The 18,437-nt window shown below is 70.5% G+C and carries 11 protein-coding genes; 1 reads left to right on the forward strand and 10 read right to left on the reverse strand.

Features of this window, described 5'->3' with window-relative positions; genetic code table 11:
* Positions 1–16: 16 nt before the first annotated feature.
* From ACTHL4_RS01375 to ACTHL4_RS01390, 4 genes are read right to left on the reverse strand one after another with little or no spacing between them, the layout of a single operon-like run.
* Positions 17–1,774, reverse strand: coding sequence for a hypothetical protein (locus tag ACTHL4_RS01375; RefSeq protein ID WP_440280934.1), 1,758 nt, complete (start codon positions 1,772–1,774; stop codon positions 17–19).
* The gene (locus ACTHL4_RS01380) at positions 1,771–2,850 is read right to left on the reverse strand and encodes a glycosyltransferase (RefSeq protein ID WP_440280961.1); all 1,080 of its coding nucleotides are present in this window, start codon (positions 2,848–2,850) and stop codon (positions 1,771–1,773) included. The genes ACTHL4_RS01375 and ACTHL4_RS01380 overlap by 4 nt, the downstream gene beginning before the upstream one ends.
* Positions 2,851–2,858: 8 nt before the next feature.
* The gene (locus ACTHL4_RS01385) at positions 2,859–3,695 is read right to left on the reverse strand and encodes a glycosyltransferase family 2 protein (RefSeq protein WP_440280935.1); all 837 of its coding nucleotides are present in this window, start codon (positions 3,693–3,695) and stop codon (positions 2,859–2,861) included.
* The gene (locus ACTHL4_RS01390) at positions 3,692–7,966 is read right to left on the reverse strand and encodes an alpha-(1->3)-arabinofuranosyltransferase domain-containing protein (RefSeq protein ID WP_440280936.1); all 4,275 of its coding nucleotides are present in this window, start codon (positions 7,964–7,966) and stop codon (positions 3,692–3,694) included. The genes ACTHL4_RS01385 and ACTHL4_RS01390 overlap by 4 nt, the downstream gene beginning before the upstream one ends.
* 107 nt (positions 7,967–8,073) lie before the next feature.
* On the opposite strand from ACTHL4_RS01390, the gene ACTHL4_RS01395 reads away from it, so the two are divergent.
* A complete protein-coding gene (locus tag ACTHL4_RS01395) occupies positions 8,074–9,327 on the forward strand; it encodes an oligosaccharide flippase family protein (protein WP_440280937.1) in 1,254 nt (417 codons plus the stop codon).
* Here ACTHL4_RS01395 and ACTHL4_RS01400 read toward each other — a convergent pair.
* The 6 genes from ACTHL4_RS01400 to ACTHL4_RS01425 form a co-directional block, all read right to left on the reverse strand.
* Positions 9,292–10,131: a class I SAM-dependent methyltransferase gene (locus tag ACTHL4_RS01400; RefSeq protein WP_440280938.1), complete on the reverse strand. Its 840-nt coding sequence runs from the start codon at positions 10,129–10,131 to the stop codon at positions 9,292–9,294. The genes ACTHL4_RS01395 and ACTHL4_RS01400 overlap by 36 nt on opposite strands.
* Positions 10,132–10,198: 67 nt before the next feature.
* Positions 10,199–11,497 carry an ArgE/DapE family deacylase gene (locus ACTHL4_RS01405; protein WP_440280939.1) on the reverse strand — a complete coding sequence of 433 codons (1,299 nt, stop codon included), beginning with the start codon at positions 11,495–11,497 and terminating at the stop codon, positions 10,199–10,201.
* A 37-nt stretch (positions 11,498–11,534) separates the two neighbouring features.
* Positions 11,535–13,472, reverse strand: coding sequence for an acyltransferase family protein (locus ACTHL4_RS01410; protein WP_440280940.1), 1,938 nt, complete (start codon positions 13,470–13,472; stop codon positions 11,535–11,537).
* Positions 13,469–15,424: an acyltransferase family protein gene (locus tag ACTHL4_RS01415; RefSeq protein ID WP_440280941.1), complete on the reverse strand. Its 1,956-nt coding sequence runs from the start codon at positions 15,422–15,424 to the stop codon at positions 13,469–13,471. The genes ACTHL4_RS01410 and ACTHL4_RS01415 overlap by 4 nt, the downstream gene beginning before the upstream one ends.
* Positions 15,421–17,367, reverse strand: a complete 1,947-nt coding sequence (locus ACTHL4_RS01420) for an acyltransferase family protein (protein ID WP_440280942.1) — start codon at positions 17,365–17,367, stop codon at positions 15,421–15,423. Before ACTHL4_RS01420 ends, ACTHL4_RS01415 begins: the two co-directional genes overlap by 4 nt.
* Before the next feature lie 88 nt (positions 17,368–17,455).
* Entirely contained in the window at positions 17,456–18,421 is a 966-nt protein-coding gene (locus tag ACTHL4_RS01425) for a sugar phosphate nucleotidyltransferase (RefSeq protein WP_440280943.1), read from the reverse strand.
* Between the last annotated feature and the right edge of the window lie 16 nt (positions 18,422–18,437).

The raw sequence follows: 18,437 nt of genomic DNA on the forward strand, positions 1-18,437 counted from the left end.
GCCGGACGGCTCCATGTTACTCACGAGTCAGCGCCCGTGTGCGCTTGCCGCGCAGTTCGTCGACGAGGAGATCCGCGGCGACCACGACGAGGGCGCCTGCCGCCAGGGCCCACCCGGTGTAGCGCAGCGGTCCGTGGTCCGGCGGCGGCTCCACGCCGACGGCCCCGAGGTCGTAGAGGCGCAGCGTCCCGTCCGTCGCGATCGGCTGCCGTGCGCTCACGTCCCGTATGTCGCCCGCCGCCGGCTGATCGGTCTCCCACAGCACGTAGCGCACGCCGGCGTCCCGCAGCGCCGGCACCACACCGGCGCCGGAACGCACCGCTGCGGTCACCCGGGCCGCCGCCGGGTCCTCCCCCGGCACCACGGTCCCGCCGACCAGCGGCAGGCCGTCGTTGACCAGCACCTGCCGGTCCAGCAGGCGTTGCCACGGGTCCAGCAGCACCGCGTCGTGGTCGAAGGCATACTGCCGGTACTGCGTCCACGGGAAGACGGCGACCCCGCCGGCCGGCAGTGCCTCGATCCGGTCGGTCATCCTGCGGTATGCCGCCGGGTAGTCCACGGCCCGCCATTGCCCGCCCGCGCCCCAGGCGAGCCCGGTGAGAGTGACCAACGGCCAGCACGCGACGAGGCCGGCGATCACCAGCGCTGCTGAGCGGTGCGCACCCGCTCCGGCGCCGGCAGCACGCACGCGTTCCACCAGCCGCCCGGCCAGCACCGCAACGAGCAGGACCCAGAGTCCGAGGAATTTCTGGGCGTCGCGCACCAGTCCCCCGCCGGGCAGGTCGGTCACCACGGCAGTCATCAACTGCCGGCCGCCGGGCACCGCGCTCGCCGCCGCGAGGAGGAGGCCGACGACACCGGCCACGGCCAGCCCGCCGAGCGCTGGGCCGACTCGCCATACCCGCTCCTGCACGGCGAGCGCGAGGACCGCGAGCACGGCCAGCAGCGCGAGCCCGGAGACGAGCAGTGACTGCCGTTCGGCGAACCAGACACCTTCGTTCCAGATGCCTCCCCCGGTCAGCAGCGATCCGAGCACGCCCCACGGTGTGTCGGCCCGGGACATGAACGCCTCGACGCCGGCCGCCGAGGACGACTGGGAGGGCGCCAGAAAGAGGTAGGCGAACCACCAGGTCGCGTTGGCGAGCAGGAAAACCGCCGCGACCCAGGCGAACTCGCGCATCCGCCGCCCGACCGCAACGGGTGCATCAGCGGGGACGACGAGCACCGCGAGCACCACCAGGAGCCCGAGCACCGCACCCGTGGAGCCGGTCGCCGCGGTGACCAGCAGCCAGCCGCCCAGCCGGGCGCGGGAGCGACGGTCGCCGGCCCGCAGCGCAGCGGTTGCGGCCACCAGGAACGGCAGACAGGCGTAACCCAACAGGTAGCCCCAGTGCCCGATCGCGAGCCGTTCGGCGACATACGGGTTCCAGGCAGCTGCCAGCGCCGCCGATCCGGCGCCGAGCCGGCTGCGGGCGAGCGCACCGACGCCCGCGCCGACGAGCACGAAGACCGCCAGCAGCAGCGCCTTCTCGGCCAGCCACCCCGGCACGATGTGCGACAGCACCGCGGCGACGAAGTCGTTGGGGACCGCGCGCGGCACCGAACCGTCGACTCCCATCGTCCGGTCCCCGAGCGCCAGCCGAGGGACGAAGACCAGGTCGTAGTGCAGCAGGTAGCCGGGTGCCAGGGCCGGGCCGAGCGCGACCGCCCCGCAGAGCAGCCCGACGACGGCGCCGACGCTGCGCTGCCCCACTGCGGCCAGCGGGCGCGTCATCCGACGCCTTGCGCCAGGCGCCCCTCGATGTCGGCGAACGCCGTTGCCATCCGGGCACATTGGGTAGCCAGGTCGTGCTCGGCCAGCATCCGGGCCCGGTTGGCAGCGCCGATCCGGATCCGCAGGTCACGGTCGGTCAGCTGGGTCACCAGCGCGTCGGCGATCGCCTCGACGTCGTCGTCGACCAGGGCGTTGGGCGCCAGCACCGCCTCGTCGTTCGTGCCGCATCGCGTGGTCACGACGGGTAGGCCGCAGGCCTGCGCCTCCAGGTAGGCCAGGCCCAACTGTTCGGTCCACTTCCAGGTCGGCCGCGGCGCGGTGCAGAAGACGGCCGCGCCCGCCAGCAGGTCAGCGACGCCGTGGGCGTCCAACTGGCCGGCGAGCCGGACACCGGTCGCCGGGTCGGCGGCGGCTCGTTCGACCAGGCCGCGCAATGGACCGTTGCCCGCCACGACCAGGCGCGCTTCGGGCACCGCCCGACGCACCAGCCGCATGGCGTCCAGCACCCGGTCGATCCCCTGGTTGGCCGCCAGCGGCGAGCAGAAGACGACCAGCGGGTCGTGAGCCGGCTCCGCGGCCGGGGTGAAGACCGAGGTCTCGACGCCGGGCTTGACCACCCGGATGCGATCTGCGGGAAAACCGTTGTGGATCAGGTGATCCCGGGCCGCATCGATCATGCACAGGAACAGGTCGGCATCGCGTGCCGAGTCCAGCGCCTGCTTGTAGGGCGGCAGCTTGTAGAGCGGCTGGTCCGGCAGGTTCTCCCAGGTGACGACCGCCTGCCGGACACCGGAACCACGCCGCCACTTGCTGGCCTGCCCGGTCACCAGCGAGCACAGTTCGAGGGTGGCCACCCAGTCGTATGCCGCGGGCTGTTGCCGCGCGAGCCCGTTGACCCAGGCCAGCGCCCCCGCCTCGACGAAGCGTTTGATCGGTCGCCGGTAGGTGGCCGGAACCCAGGTCAGGTCACCGGCCGGCCGCTGGGCCGCCAGCGCGGTCACGTCGGTGTCCGGCATACGGCTCATCCAGTACAGCTCGCGGCGCGGGCGCTGGTCCGGCAGGGACACCCAGAGCATCCTTCGACTCATGCTGGCGCCGTTGCTCCGGCTCGGTCCCGCCGGCCGCGCCGCGCACCGGCGGCATACCCGACCACCTCGAGGCTGCGCAGCAGCACCATGCCGGCCGCGTGCGCGGGGTCACGGGCCAGACGGCGCCAGTTGACGGCATACGCCTTGAGCACCGCGCGGCCCTGCGCGCCGACCGCGCCCTCGTGCCGGCCGGCGAACGCGGGGATGCTGCGTCCGTAGTAGTAGCGCTTGCGCAGCACGTCGGCCACGGTCAGCCGGCCCTCGTCGTGGTCCACGACAACCGGCGCCAGCTCGATGCCGCGCCCCTCGGCGTGCATCCGCAGCCGCAGGTCGGCGTCCTCCGGGCCGGACATGGCCAGGTGGAAACCGCCGTCACCGAGCAGGTAGTCGCGCCGCACCAGGCGGGGGTTGTGCAACCACGGCTGGTCGAGGTAGCACTCGCGTTCCAGCGCCCGGCAGGCGGTCCAGAAACCGTCGCCGATGGTGCGCTCGGGCAGTGCCACTCCGGTGGCGCCGCTGCCCAGCGCGGTCCGCACGGCCACCTCGATGCTGCGTCGCGGCAGCACCATGTCGCTGTCCAGCCAGAGCACCCACTGGCCTTGCGCCTCCTCGATGCCGAGGTTGCGTTGTGCCGAACGCTCGGGTCCGCCGGTGACCGCAAGGTCGGCGTACTCGGTGGCGATCGCGAGGGTCTCGTCGGTGCTGTGGTTGTCGACCACGATGAGTTCGACGCGCCGGTAGGTCTGGTCACGGACCGACTGCAGACACGCGCGGATCGTGCGCACGTTGTTGCGGGTCGGCACCACGACCGACACCAGGGGTGGTTCTCTCACAAACGGTCATCCTCTTCCACCGTGGCGCTGTCCCGCAGCGCTCCGACCAATCCCACGACCAGGCCCGCACCGGCGAGCCAGTGCGGCCACATGCTGCGGGCGACACCGTCCGCGCTCAGCGTGCCCCTGGTGTGCCCGAGCACGAGCAGATAGACGCCCATCGCGATCAGCAGCAGGCCGGCGCCGGTCAGCTGCAGCCACCAGGACGGGATCGACCGCCGCCATCGCAGCACCGCCACCACCGCTGCCGCGGCCACCAGCCCGGCCCAGCCGACGAAGAAGCCGGCCACCAGGATCAGGGCGAGCTCGAGCGCCGGCCGCGGAAGAGCCAGTGGCGCGAACCGGGCCCTCGATCCTCCGTCGGTCTGCAGGGCGAGATCCGGCCCGGCGGCGACGGAGTGGCCCGGCTCCGCGGTGCCCGGGGCGTTCTCGTCGCCGCCATCGTCATCGGCGTCGTCATCGGCGTCGTCATCGGCGTCGTCGTCATCGGCGTCGGGCTTGTTGCGTCGGTCGCGCAGTCTGCCGACGAAGGGGACCACGGCCAGCGCCACGGCAACCAGGATGACCGCCAGGCTGATGCCGAGCGCGACGTCGGCACGCCGTTGCGGCGCGTAGCTGATGTCGATGGTGTACGTGCCGGCCTTCGGCAGCAGCCAGCCGGCCGAGTAGCCGTCGACCGTCTGCGGGGCGCCGAGGTCCTTGCCGTTGGCGGTCGCGTGCCAGCCGTCGGCGATGCTCTGCCCCAATACGACCGTGGCCGGTCCGGTCGTGGTGACCTGCAGTCGCGTGTGGGTGCTGGTGTCGTCGGAGAGTCGTGTCGCCGGAGCCTTGACCGTGCGGGCGCTGCGGTGCTGCGTGTCGGTGAGCTGCAGGTCGTCCAGGGTGAAGCCGTGGGTCGGCTCGAGGTGATGGGTGCCGCCGGCCAGCGTGATTGCGCCGCAGGCGACCCACTTGCTGCCCTGGGTGGTGGAGCCTTGCAGTTGGCCGGTGGGACGCATGCGCAGCGGCGAGCCGTCGATCGTGGCCACGGTGGTGCAGCGCGGGTCGTTGCGGCCGGCCCGCCCGATCGGGCCGAGGCCGGCGAGCTGGTGCACGTGCAGGCCGGTGTCGATCGAGGTGAACCGCGGCGGCACCTGGCTCTCGGTGCCGGTGATCGAGTCGATCGTCATCCGGACGTCCTTGCCACGCACCGCCTTCCCATGCTGGTCGGGTATCGCGATCCGCGTGGTGCCGCGCCGTTTCAGGGTGGCGGTCGCGACGTCCGTGCCGTCCACGCTGATGGTCACCCGGCGTGCGTACGCGTTGTTGCTGTCGCCGCTGCTGCCCGCCTGCTGGGTGACCGAGACGGAGCTGATCGTCCGCTCCGGGCCGGTCAACTGCCACCAGGCGCCGCGGAGCGTGCCGCCCGGCTGCCAGGCGCTCGAGGCGTCCCGGTCGGCCGCCAGCGACGCACGCGTGCCCGCAAGGCCGAAATAGAACGACGACGCGGTGGCGGCGACCGCTGGCGACAGGCCGGCGGTGCGGTCGTAAACCTCCTCGAAGCCGCCGTCGACACGCACTGCGGCCGTGGCATCGAAGGTGCGCGCGTCGGGCAGGCTGATCACCCGTCGCAGTCCCCGCTCGGAGTCGTCGCCGACCTCCGAGGTGCCCTGCCGCCGGGTGAGCAGCACGTCCAGCGGCGTGCGGTCGAACGCCGCTCTGCCGGCGGCGCTCAGGGTGCGGTAGGCGTCGGTGAAGGTCAGGGGCGTGCGGGCCGACCGCACGGCCGGGGCGCCGAGCCCCTGGATGTCCCGGATGCCGACCAGGTTGTAGCCCGTGCCACTGGTCGAGTCGACGGTGATGGTGACCCGTTTCGCGGAGATGTGCCCCATCGGGAAGTCCGCGTAGCCGCTGGCCGGCACCGTCCGGGTGACCGTCCGGCCACCGGCCCGGACGGTCACCTTGCCCAGCCGCACGCTGCCGATCTGCGCCTGCGCGATCCGCAGCGTGTCGAGCGTGACGGGGGCGGGCTCGGTGATCGTCAGCCGGTTGCCGACCGCGCGGCCGAAGTCGCCGAAGAGCCAGGCGGTGGACGGGTCGCCGTCCACCGCGTTCTCCGGCACGGCATACGGCAGGTCGAAGAACGCACCACCCTGCGAGGTCGCGGTGACCCGGGCGCCGGACCGCTGCAGCACCGTCTGGTCCGCCGGGTCGGGGCCCAGGGTGCGGGTGACCGCGAGCGGCTGGTCGGCGGCGAGCAGTGGGCCCTGGTTGTTCGCCAGTCGGTTCGGTATGGCGTCCCGGCGCTGGTTGGTGTCGGTCAGCACCAGAGTGTGGCCGCCGCCGAGGTTGTCCGCCAGCTGGTGGGCCGAAAGATCTTGTGCGTAGCGGAAGGTCGGCGCATCGCGCAGCAGTCCGGCGTCGACCATCGACGGCACCGACCAGCCGTCGCCGGCGACGACCAGCGAGTTGCCGGCCGGTTCGACCCGCACGCTGTTGCCGGCGGCGGGCACGGAGTACTGCTGCAGCGGCGGCAGCTGCGACTCCTCGGCGGTGGCGTCGGCTCCGCCGACATACTCCCCGGGGTAGCCGTAATTGGCGACGCCGTACAGGCCCTTGTCCTGCGCGGCGATCGCCGACACCAGGCCGGGACGCACGCCGCCGGAGTCCTGCCAGGTGACGTCGTGCCGCATCAGCACGGTGTCGGCGCCCAGGTAGCGCGCGTAGGTCGACAGCGTCCCCGGCGGCACGACGCCGTCCTCCAGGGTCGAGTCCAGCGAAGCCAGCAAGTTGCCGCCGGGCGGGGAGGCGTTCGTGCTGGTCTCCGGCAGGATCACCCGCCTGCTGAACAGCGAGTTCGCCACGTCGTCGGGCCGGTCCACCGTCCAGCGGTATGCCGGACGCGTCTGCCCCGGCAGGAAGAGCACCGCCGAGCCCGGGTCGCCCTTGTCGATGGCGGACGCCGCGTGTTTCCAGTAGGCCGGGATGTCCATCGGGGAGGTGTAGAGCCGGTTGGTCAATGCCGGCAGCGTCCACGACAGCAGCAGCATCGTGACCGCGACCGCGGCGACCGGGGCGAGGCCGTCCCGGCGCAGCAGGGCGGGCAGCACCTTCGCGGCGGCCACTCCGAGCGCGATCGCGAAGGCCAGGGCGAGCAGCGCACCCACCTTGTTGGTGGTGCGGAAGGCCGCCATACCCGGCAGCTCGACGAACCAGTGGAAGAACACACCGAACGGCGAGGCGGGGTGCTCGGCGGCGGGGAACATGCCCACCATCAGCACGGCCGCGATGGCGACGGTCCCGGCCACCACGACCCGGGCGGCGCCGTGCAGCCGGCGCAGCGCCAGCAGCGCCAGCGCCGGCCAGAGCATGGTCAGCACCATGACCAGCGGACTGGTCAGGAACACGGCATCCTGCGGCACCCAGGCGCCGTGGTTGTCCTGGCCGTAGAGCGACCACAGCCCCATGCCGCGCAGCACCTCCGGGAAGGAGGACACCTTCGCGATGCCGGTGAGGGACTCGGACTCGTCGACGATCTGGTTGCCGGTCGCCACAGCACCGAGACCGGGCACCAACCAGTAGACCGAGACACCGACGACGAAGAGCGCACACCTGCCCACGGCTGCCGTGATCACCGGCCAGCGCAGCCGCCACACCCGCCGGGCCACCCACAGGATCGGCAGCAGCGCCACCAACTGGAAGATCGGCACGATGGCGACGTTCATGCCGCTCATCGCGAAGAACAGCAGCCCGAACACGGCCGGCCACCGCCACCCCTGGAGTGAGAACCAGCGGCGTCCCGGTGTCCACAACGCACGGATGAAGGCCAGCAGCGACCAGGGCAGCAACGCCATCGGCAGCGCGATCGCCAGCGTGCTGCCGGCCTGGATGGTGTAGGGGTTGGCGAGGACCAGCACGCCGGCGGCCAGCCCGGCATACCGTCCGGCCCGCGGGACCAGGGTGCGGGTGAGCCGTGCGGTGCCCCACGCGGTGGCCAGCCAGAGGGCGAAGTGCAGGATCTTGAACGCCCACTCCGGTGACAGCCCGATGCCGCGCAGTGCACCGGTGACCAGCAGGACCGGCACCAGCCCGACGTTGAAGTTGGGCGATCCCAGGTAGGGCGTGTCGGTCCACGCCGAGAGGTACTGCCGGATCATCCGGCCGGGCGCGAGATAGACCTCGGGCTTGATGTCGGTGTAGAAGTGCCCGAATCCGTTCAGCGCCACGATGAGCGCCAGGAGCAGGGTCAGTCCCAGGACCGTGAGCCGATATCCCGTCAGCTGTCTGCGCACTTCGGGAGGCTCCCAGGGTCGAGATCGGCGGTCGTCGCAGGCCGGTCGGTCGCCCGGTGATCGCTGCGTGAGCACCCAAATATAACTGCCGAGTAACCTCACTGGTCGTGACCGCAACCAACGCGCGCCGGGCGCCCTCGCGACGGACCGCCATGGGTGCGCTGTTGGGCGTCGCGATGGGTATGGCGAACGCGCTCGGTTATCTCGTGGTGATGCTGTTGTCCCGCCCGCTCGGCCCCGGCGAGTTCGGCGGTTACACCGCGCTGTCGACGTATGGCGTCCTGCTGGCCATACCGGCCGGGGTGTTCCAGGTCGTCGTGGCCCGGCGGCTGTCCGGGGACGACCCGGAACAGCCGACCAGCGCGGTCCGGCCGGCGCTGTTCACCGGTGCCGGGTGCTTCGCCGTCACCGTGGCCCTGTCCCCCGCGCTGACCGGCTGGTTCCACCTGCCCTCACTGTGGGCTCCGGTGCTGCTCGGCGGCATGCTCGTGCCGATGACGCTCACCGGCTGCTTCCAGGGGATCCTGCTCGGCCGGGGACGCCTGCGGGCCCTGTCGTTGCTCTATCTGGTCAACGCGGTCAGCCGGGTCATCGCCGCCGCGGCCTGCGCGGTCGTCGGCGCCGATGTGACCGCGGTGTTCGCGGCCATGCTGCTGGCCGGGATGATCGCCGCGGCATACGGCGCCGCCTTGTGCTGGACCGACCTGGTCCGGCTGCCGCGCACGGCCCGGCTCGCCCGGGAGCTGCTGCGGTCCAATAGCACCCTGGCGGCATACGTCGCGCTGACCAACGTGGACATGCTGCTCGCCCGGCACTTCCTGTCCGCGCACGACTCGGGCGGTTACGCGCTGGCCTCCACCTTCGCCCGGGCGATGTGCTGGGGCACGCAGTTCGTGGCGCTGATCATCGTGCCGCGGATGCAGGGCTCGCGGCCGACCCGGACGCTGCTGCGGGCGAGCGCGGTCGTGGCCGTGATCGGGATCGTCGGCTTCGCGGTGGTCGCGATGTCACCGCGCACCTGGATCACCGTCGCGGGCGGCGCCGACTACGGCTCGTTCGGACACCTCGCGCTGCTGTGCGTGGCGTTGGGGGTGGGCTGGGCGCTGGCGCAGGTCTGGCTGTTCTCCGAGATGGGCAGCGACACCGGCCTGCTCGGCAACCTGACCTGGGCGGTCATCGTCGTGGAGGTGGTCGCGATCGCCGGGGTCTGGCACGACTCGCCGACCCAGATCGTGCTGGTGTGCCTGGCCGGCGCACTCGTGGTCGCCCTGTCCGGCCTGCTGCGGGTGGTGGTGCGGCACCAGGCGACGGCCATCGCGGACGACTCAGTGATCGTGACCGCCGATAGCCCGCGAGCGTGACAACACGAGGCCGGCCAGCTTCTTGACCGGACCGGGGAAGCGGCTCGCCGCGCCCCACGCCACCTTGTTGACCCGGTCCTGCACCGTCGTCTGGTAGCGGCGCAGCGCCTCGTCGGTGCGGGAGATGGCCCGGCGACGTCCCGCCGCCCGCTGGAACACCAGCGCATGCAGGCCGTTGGCCCAGCGGGGGTCGTCCGCGTGCTGCGCGTCCCAGGTGGCGGCGATCCGCCAGCCGGGGTGTCGCGTGAGGAACAGCCGGTGCGCGTGCTGCACCACCGGCCAGCTGGCGTCGTCGACCAGCACCAATGCCTCGTCGGCGAGCAGCGGTTCGACGACCGCCAATGCGAGGTAGTGCGACAGCAACGTGTGTTCGCCGTCGTAGAAGTAGACGCCGACGGGCCGGTCGATGACGCCGGGTCGCGCCATCAGCGTGAAGGCGTCCCCCTCCAGCAACCGCACCTGCGCGTCACCGGCGAAACGTTTGAGGTTGTCCTTCAGCTCGGCGTGCGCCGCCTCACCCGCCATGCCGAACTCCAGGAAGTTCTCCATCGCGTAGAACGTCTTGTCCTCGTTGCCCTGCACGGCCGCGACCAGGGAACGGCCCTTGAAGGTGCCGACCTCGAGGTAGGCCTCGTCGGCCGGGAGCACGGCGGCCGCGAGGTTGAGGACCGCCAGCTCGTGGGCGCTGGTGAAGCCGCTGACCTCCTCGGTCATCCGCTCCCAGCGCGGATCGGTCGGGTCACCCGCACGAGGGTCGCCGCCGAAGACGTCGGGGAGCGCGTCGAACAGGCGCGATGTCTGCATGGCCGCAGAGAATAGCGCCGAATGCTCCGAAGTTACCGGCCAGTTGGCGATTTGCCGACTCGGCGTGTCAGCGCCGCGCGCAGCAGGCGCGGAGCGCGAACAGCGCATAGACCCGGGCACACCCCAGCACGTCGTCCAGTTCGACCGATTCGTCGACGGCGTGGGCCTGTTCGACCCGCCCGGGTCCGTACTGCAGGGTGGGTACGCCGGCGGCGGCATACAGCCTGAGGTCGGAGCCGTACGGGGCACCGACGGCAGGCGGCACGCTCCCCCGGACCGTGGCGGCGGCGTCGGTGACCTCCCCCAACAGCGAGTGTCCTTCCGGGAGCCTGCCGGAGGCGAACGTCCCGCCCGGCCAGCTGACGTCGACCGGATGGTCACGCAGCCAGGGATCCGCCGCGGCCTCTTCCGCGACGGCCCGCTCGAACGCCGCACGGGCGTCGGCGACCGCCTCACCGGGGCGGACCCCGTAACGGCCCTCGGCGATCAGCAGATCGGGCACGGTGCTCGCCCAGTCGCCGGCGCGCACGATCCCGATGGACAACGGCCAGGGCACCTTCAGATGACTGAATTCGTCGGGTATCTCGGCGTTCCGCTCCTGCTCGAGCCGGCGCAGGGCGCGTTGGACGACATCCAACTTGTCCACGGCGCTGACGCCCTGCCACCGCTGGGAGCCGTGTGTGGCGAGGCCGCGCACCTCGATGCGGAAGGTCAACGATCCGGCGTTGGTCGGGATCACCGCACCGGCGGTGGGTTCGGTGATCACGCAGGTGCGTGCGCGGTGTCCCCTGCGCAGCGTGGCGAATGCACCGAGTCCGCCGTCCTCCTCCCCACTGACGCAATGGACCGCGATCGGTTGCTCGCGCGGTATGCCGGCGCGCCGCAACGCGTCGACGGCACCGATCATTGCGACGACGCCTGCCTTCATGTCGCACACGCCCCGCCCGTGACCGACGCCGTCCTTGACGCGCAACACGAACGGGTCGCTCGTCCAGCCGTCGACGTCGCCCGGTGGCACCACGTCGGTGTGGCCACAGAAGGCGAGCGCCGGCTCGCCCGTGCCGCGGCCGCTGCCGGCGGTGCCTGCGGTCGCCGGGAGCACCCCGACCACTCCCACAGCACGGGACCGCTCGACCTCGGCACCGGGGAAATCGGGGTCGGCGCTCAGCTCGGGCAGGTCGAGCTCCCACTCGTCGACCTGCAGCCCGAGCACCCGCAGCCGGTCGGCGCACCACTGTTGTGCCTCGACCTCACCGGCGCTGCCACCGACCGACGGTATGCCGACCAGCGCGGCGAGGTCGGCCAGGATCGCTTCGTCGTCCACCATGTCGAGGACTCGTCGCTCGTCGGCACTCAATTCGCTCACCCAGGAAGGTTCTCACTTCCCCGTGCGGTCGGAAGGGTCAATGACGAGTTCCGGCACGTGCCAGCGGGGCGAGCCAGGTCCAGATCATCGCGGCGGCTTGCGGCCGGAAGTGCAACGTGTCGTGGTAGAGCTGCACGCCGTGCACGCTGGGGCGGAATCCGTTGCGGCACAGCTGCCCATGCAGATCGGCGAGCCGGGCGCCGGTGTGCGCCGACGCCCAGTCGGCCAGGACGCCGTTGGTCCAGTCGACCATTGCGTCGTCGCTGCCCTGCGCGGCGAAGAACCGCAGCGAGGGATCCAGCTGGTTCGGATCGATCCGGCGGCACGGCAGGTTCACCACGGTGATGGTGGGGATGCCCGCCGAGCGAGCCCGGCGTCCAATGTCGTCCAGTGTGCGATCTATCAGGCGACGCATCGCGGGTGTGCCGGGGGCGACCACTGTGTCGCCGACCCGGTGGTCCGTCAGGAATTGCGCGCCCGCCAGCAGGATCATCGAGTCGGCGCCGGCGGCCTCCATCCGGGCCGGCCAGCTGGTACGCCACGAGGCGCACTGGCTCTCCGGCCGGCCGAGTGAGCCGTCGTGCCAGGTCGGGGCATCGATCAGATCGCAGCCGATCAGGGTCTGGTTGCTGATCCGCAGGTCCGGATATGAATCGGGTCTCCACCCGGACATCAGTGAGGAACCGACCGAGTCACCGAGGATCCCGATCCGGTGGACCGCAGCCCCAGCGCGATAGGCCGGCTGAGCCGCGACAAGGTTCGGGGCCGACTCCGCCGGGCCGGCGCCGCCCTGCCAGAGCACCACGGCGCCGACCAACGACGCAATGACGGCGGCGACCGGCACGGTGCGGCGCACCTGCCGCCGGCGCCATACACCGCGCAGCCCGTGCCGCATGATCGGCAGCTCCAGGTAGCGGAACGAGATCGTCGCCACGACGAATGCCAGTCCGAGCTGAATGGTGCCTGCCAGCCACCGGGGCAGCGCCGGCATGGTCAGCCAGAGGTGGATGGGCCAGTGGTAGAGGTACAGCCCGTACGAGATGCGGCCCAGATAGACCAGTGGCGACCAGGAGAACAACCGGTTGATCAGCAGGTCACGCTGGTCGATCGCCGCGAAGCCCATCAGCGCGGCGGCGACCGCGAACAACAGCATTCCACCGTTGTTGTACACCCACGAACTGGTCGGGCTCAGCACGAACAGAGCTGCCAGGGACGTCCCGAAGCCGATCCACGCCAGCACGTGGGTCGCCGTCCGGGGCAACGGCAGCGGCTCCCTGCCTCGATCATCCACGGCGAGCAGTAACCCCGCGGCGACGCCGACCAGCAACGCCTGGGCGCGGATGTCGGTCCCGTAATAGAAGCGAGCCTGGTCCACCAGGCCGTGATAGCCGAGTCGGGAGGACCACACCGACGACGCCACCGCGAGCAGGAAGGCGACCGCCGCGCGGGCCGGCCTGGACCGCAGGAACCAGCAGATCACCAACAGCAGGACGGGCGCGACCAGATAGAACTGCTCCTCCACGGACAGCGTCCACGCGTGCCGCAACGGGCTCGGCTGACCGAACATGGTGAAGTACGCGTCGTCACGACTGATCAACCGCCAGTTGAGGAAGAACCCGATGGTCGCCACCGAGTCACCACCGACCTGCCGGCGGAATGCCGGGTCCGCGAAGAGCGCGGTGTGGACCACCACCGCGGCGACGAGCAGGAGCATCGCCGGAACGATGCGACGCACGCGTCGCCGGTAGAAGTCGACGACGTCGATGCGCCCGTACCGCCCGAACTGTTTCACCAGCAGCCGGGTGATCAGAAAGCCGGAGAACACGAAGAAGTGGTTGATGCCCACCCAGCCGCCGACAAGGCCGGTGACACCCACGTGGTAGAGCATGACGAGCACGACGAACAGGCCGCGGTAGCCGTCGATGGCGTCATACCGACGACGTCCGACGGCTCCGACCGATCGGGGCCCGCTCATGTGTCGAGCCCGAGTTCGGCGATGAGGAACGCCCAGACGCTGGGTGTGAACGCAGCCGAGAAGTGGATGCCGTCACCGAAGATCGGCATTCCCTTGATGGACCTGGGCTTGCCATTCGGACAAACAGCGTGATGCAAGTCAGCGATCGGGGTGTCCCGCGACTTCGCCCAATCGCGAATGAGGGAATTCATCTTGTTGCCAGTCTTCAGCTCGCTCAGCAGCGCCGGCTGGTCATCCTGCACGGAGCCGATGACCGACCGAATCGCCTTCGGGATTGTGCTGCGGCACGTCCCGGTGACGATCGCGACCTTGCTGTGGTTCGCCTTCGCCGCGCTCGATATCGCATCGAGCCGCGAACGCACCGCAGACTCGTACGCCTCATCACCCCACCAGACAGTCTTGTCACCAATGCGGTGCTTGAAGGCGAGCAGTGCAGCAGGGAACACGATCACCAGGTCGCTGTGCGCCGCGGCGATACGTGATCGCACCTCCTGCCGGAACGGCTTGCATTCCGGCGGATCGGGTCCCGGTTCGCCGTTCTTCGGGTTCAGCCATGGTTCGCTGAGAAGATCACAACCCGGGACGGCCACCGCCTTCGCCGTGATCCCGGGAAACGCTTGCGCGGGAAAGTTCTTGACGAGGAGGTAAGGAACCGAATCGCCATACAGGGCAATGGTGTAGGGCCTACTGGGCTGGTGGAACCGCGGCTGCCCGGGGACCAGAGGGACGATGCGACTGGGTGCGTTGGTGCGTGGTACGCCGTCCGCGGCCGGTGCGCCGACCCCGATGCCGACGGCGCCGACGAACAACGCGAGCGCAACCGTGATCGCGGTGGTTCGAGCGCGCAACGCACCGCCGATCACGGCGCCCCAGCCCCGGTCGTGGATCGGCTTCTCCAGACGTTGGTAGGAGATCGCTGCGACGCCGACGGTCAGGATGAAACCGAGCAGCACCCGTTGCCACACCGCGGCTGACGGCATGGCCTGTTCGATCCACAGTCCGATGGGCCAGTGCCACAGGTAGGCGCCGTACGAGATCCGGCCGAGCGCCGCCAGCGGGCGGACCGACAGGCACTTCTGCAACGGCCCGATCCGTTCGTCGGCAGCGGCCCAGACCCACGCGGCGGCGGCCAGCGACAGCGCGAACATGCCGCCGTCGGCCATCACGGTGGTCTGCGGATCGACGAGGACGAATCCGGCCAGGGTGATCGCGAGCGCCGTGCCGCCGATCAGCTGGACTTGGTTGATGGTGAACGGGCTCGGTCGGGATTGCCTGCCCAGCCGGGCGGTCCAGACCCCGAGCGCGGCACCCACGAGCAGCGACTGGGCGCGGGTGTCGGTGCCGTAGTAGAGGTGCGACCGTGCGACGTCAGTGCCGACGCCGACGACGGCCATCCACCCGGCGGAGACGAGCGCCAGTCCGACCAGCACCGCGATCAGCGCCCGGCGGGTGTGCACCAACGCCATCAGCCCGAGGACGAGCACCGGGATCACGAGGTAGAACTGCTCCTCGACCGACAGCGACCAGGTGTGCTGCAGCACCGACGGCTCGGTGAACTGGACGAAGTACTGGTTGCTCTGGGCCACCAGCCGCCAGTTCATGAAGTAGCCCATGGTGGCGATGACGTCCCACCGGAGCAATCCGCGTTCCTGGTCGGGTGCGAATCCCAGCCCGTAGATCACGACCACGGCCAGCAGTAGCGCCAGGGCCGGGAACAGCCGGCGCGCACGCCGTGCGTAGAACGCGAGAAACCGGATAGAGCCGGTGCGCGCGCGCTCCTGGACGAGGAGTCGGACGATCAGGAAGCCGGAGAGCACGAAGAATACGTTCAGCGTCAGCCAGGCACCGGCCAGCCTGCTGAACCCGAAGTGGTAGGCGAGCAGGAAGATCACGAGCACTCCGCGGATCCCGTCGAGCGCGTCGAGTCGGCGGATCTGCGAGGAGTGGCTCACGGCGTCGCTTTCGGGGTGCCTGGCACCCACTTCGCCAGCTGTGGCATCAGCCACTTCCAGAACGCGATGGTCCCGGCCTTGGTGTAGTGCACACCGTCGTCCCGCAACGTGACGCCGTGCACCTTCTCGGTGAACGTGCCTGATGGGCAGACCAACTCAGCCGGATCGACCAGATGCACAGTGTGCGGGTGCTTGGCTGCGAACGTGGCCAGGATCTGGTTGACCGCAGCCGCCCGCTTCGGGTCGTTGCGCTCGGTCGCCATGTTCACACCGTCGATCAGGTAGGTGGGCTGTCCCAGACACGGCACCGTCGGTATGACGACCGGGCCGTGTGTGCCGGCCTTGTCCATCGCGGTCAGTCCGGTCTCCAGCCGGGACAGCAGATAGCGCGCGTACTCCTTGGACCCGACCGTCAACGTCTTGCCGTCCACGTAGTGGTCGAAAACCTCCCACGGGCCGAGTGACCAGAGGATGACGGTCGGCGCCGCGTTGGCGACGCCCTGCGACCAGTGCTGGAAGATGTCCGAGCACTCCTGCTCCAACGGCTGGCGTTTGCCCTGTATGACGATGCGTTGCTCAGCCGTCCCACAGCCGAAGTCGACGGCGGCGCTGGCCTGCACGCCGGGAAAGACCCGGTGCGGGAAGTTGTAGCCGAGCGAAAACCCGACCGAGTCACCGACGATGAGCACCCGGTAAGCACCGGACCCGTTCGAAAGCACCACGCCCTCACCTGCCCGCGCGCTGGGCGCGAGCCGCATGCCGTTGACCGAGACGGCGATTATCACCGCTGTCGCGACGACGGCCGCGACCGGGACGACGGCGCTGATCCGGCGTCCCATCCGGCGCAACGCGCCCTTGCGGATCGGGTCCTCGATGACATAGTAGGAGGCGCTCGCGATCACGAAGGTCAGCCCGAAACGCAGCACTTGCAACGGTATGCCGGACAGGTGCACCCGATCCGGCGTCAGCACCGTGAACAACGGGTAGTGCCACAGGTAGAGGCCGTAGGACATCATCCCGATCCACGCCAGCGGCCGCCAGGACAGCATCCGCGCCACGGAACTGCCGGGCAGCACCTCCACCGAGAAGATCAGCACCGCGAACATCACGTCGAAGACGAGATAGCCGCCGTAGAACACCCAGCCGTGCGCCGGGATCCAGAAGAACCAGTAGAGCGTCAGCGCGGCCACGGTCCACCCGGCGCCGACCACGAACGGCCGGTTGCGGTCGACCCACGCGGTCAGCCGGCGCCGGTCGAGCATCGCCATACCGACTGCGAGCGCGGCGCCCACCAGGATGTCCTGCATCCGGGTGTCCGTCCCGTAGTAGACCCGTGACGGGTCGCCGCCGGGCACGTACAGCGTGGCCATCACGATCGCCGAGACACCGGCCAGTGCCAGCAGCACCGCCAGGATCCGGCCGTGTCCGCGCCTGCCGAACAGGCGGAACAGCACGATCAGCAGGATCGGGAAGATCAGGTAGTACTGCTCCTCGATGCCGAGGGTCCACGCGTGCTTGAACGGCGACTGCGCGATCGTGCCGAACTGCTCGAAGTAGGACTGCCCGGTGAGGATCATCCGCCAGTTGGCCACGTAGAACAGCGCAGCCAGCCCGTCGCCCTTGATGGTGCTGGGTGTCTGGTCACCGAGGATCCGCGGCCAGACCAGCGACACCACGACCAGCATGATCAACAGCGCCGGCAGCAGCCGCCGCGCGCGACGGGCATAGAAGCCCACCAGGTCGATGGAGCCCCAGGTGTCCAACTCCTTGAGCAGCAGGCCGGTGATCAGGTAGCCGGACACGATGAAGAACACGTTGACCGACCTGTAGCCGCCGGTCACCCACTCGTAGGGCACGTGGAAGAGCATGATCGTGAGCACCGAGACGGCACGCAGGCCATCCAATGCCGGGCGGTAACCACCGCCGGTGGGTCGTGGGCTCATCAAGTCTTTGCGGGCGCTCGGGGTCGGGACTTCGCGCAAGCATACTGGCCGGGCCGTGCCTGCACGCCGGAAACTTACCTGTGAGTAATCAGTCCGCGGTGGCCGCGCCAACCACCGCGTCTGCGACGTCGCCGGCGGCCGGAACGATCGCGCCCGCCGCGACCACGCACCTGGTGAGCCGGGCACCGGCGCCGACCGTGGCACCGGGCAGGACCACCGACGCGTCCAGCACCGCATCCGGCCCTACCCTCGCGCCGGCGTGCACGCTGCAGCCGCCGGTCAGCCGGGCGGTCGGTGCGACCTGCGCGGTGGGCGCGAGGTGGGCCGACCCATCGCCGGTCAGTGCACCGGGCAGCGCACCGAGCACCGCGTCCACGCTCGCCAGCCGGTATGCCGTGGGGCTGCCCACATCGCGGAAGTAGCCGTCTCCGGTCCAGCCGAGGATGTCGCTGTCCTCGGCGACCAGGCCCGGCAACACGTCGCGTTCCCAGGAATGCCGGCCGACCGGCAGGGCGCGCAGCAGGTCGGCGCGCACGACATACGTGCCGGCGTTGACCAGCCCCGCACCGGTCCCGGTCGTCTCGGCGAAGGTCCGCACCCGCGCTCGGGCGTCGCAGGTGACGTGGCCGTATGGCGCGACATCCGGGACCCGCCGGACGTGCAGGCACAGCGCGAACGGCGTCGCCGCATCGAGCTGAGCGGCCAAGTCGTGGCTGGACAGCAGGTCGCCGTTGAGCACCACCACGCGGTCCACCCCGGACAGCAGGTCGATCGCCGCACGCAGCGCGCCGCCGGTGCCCAGCGGTTCGCGCTCGGCGCAGTGCCGCAGCCGCAGTCCCCACGGCGACCCATCGCTCAGCAGCGCGTCGAACTGCTCGGCCAGGTAACCGGTGGAGATCACCACGTCGTGCACCCCGACCTCGGCCAGCCGACGCAACTGGTAGCCGATCAGCGGCTCAGGGCCCAGCGGCAGCAACGGTTTGGGGCAGCCGTCGGTCAGCGGGCGCATCCGGCTGCCCGCTCCCCCGGCCAGCACGATCGCCCCGACACTCACGGTCGGCATTATGACG

The sequence above is a fragment of the Flexivirga sp. genome, from assembly GCF_051955415.1.
GTDB lineage: Bacteria > Actinomycetota > Actinomycetes > Actinomycetales > Dermatophilaceae > Flexivirga.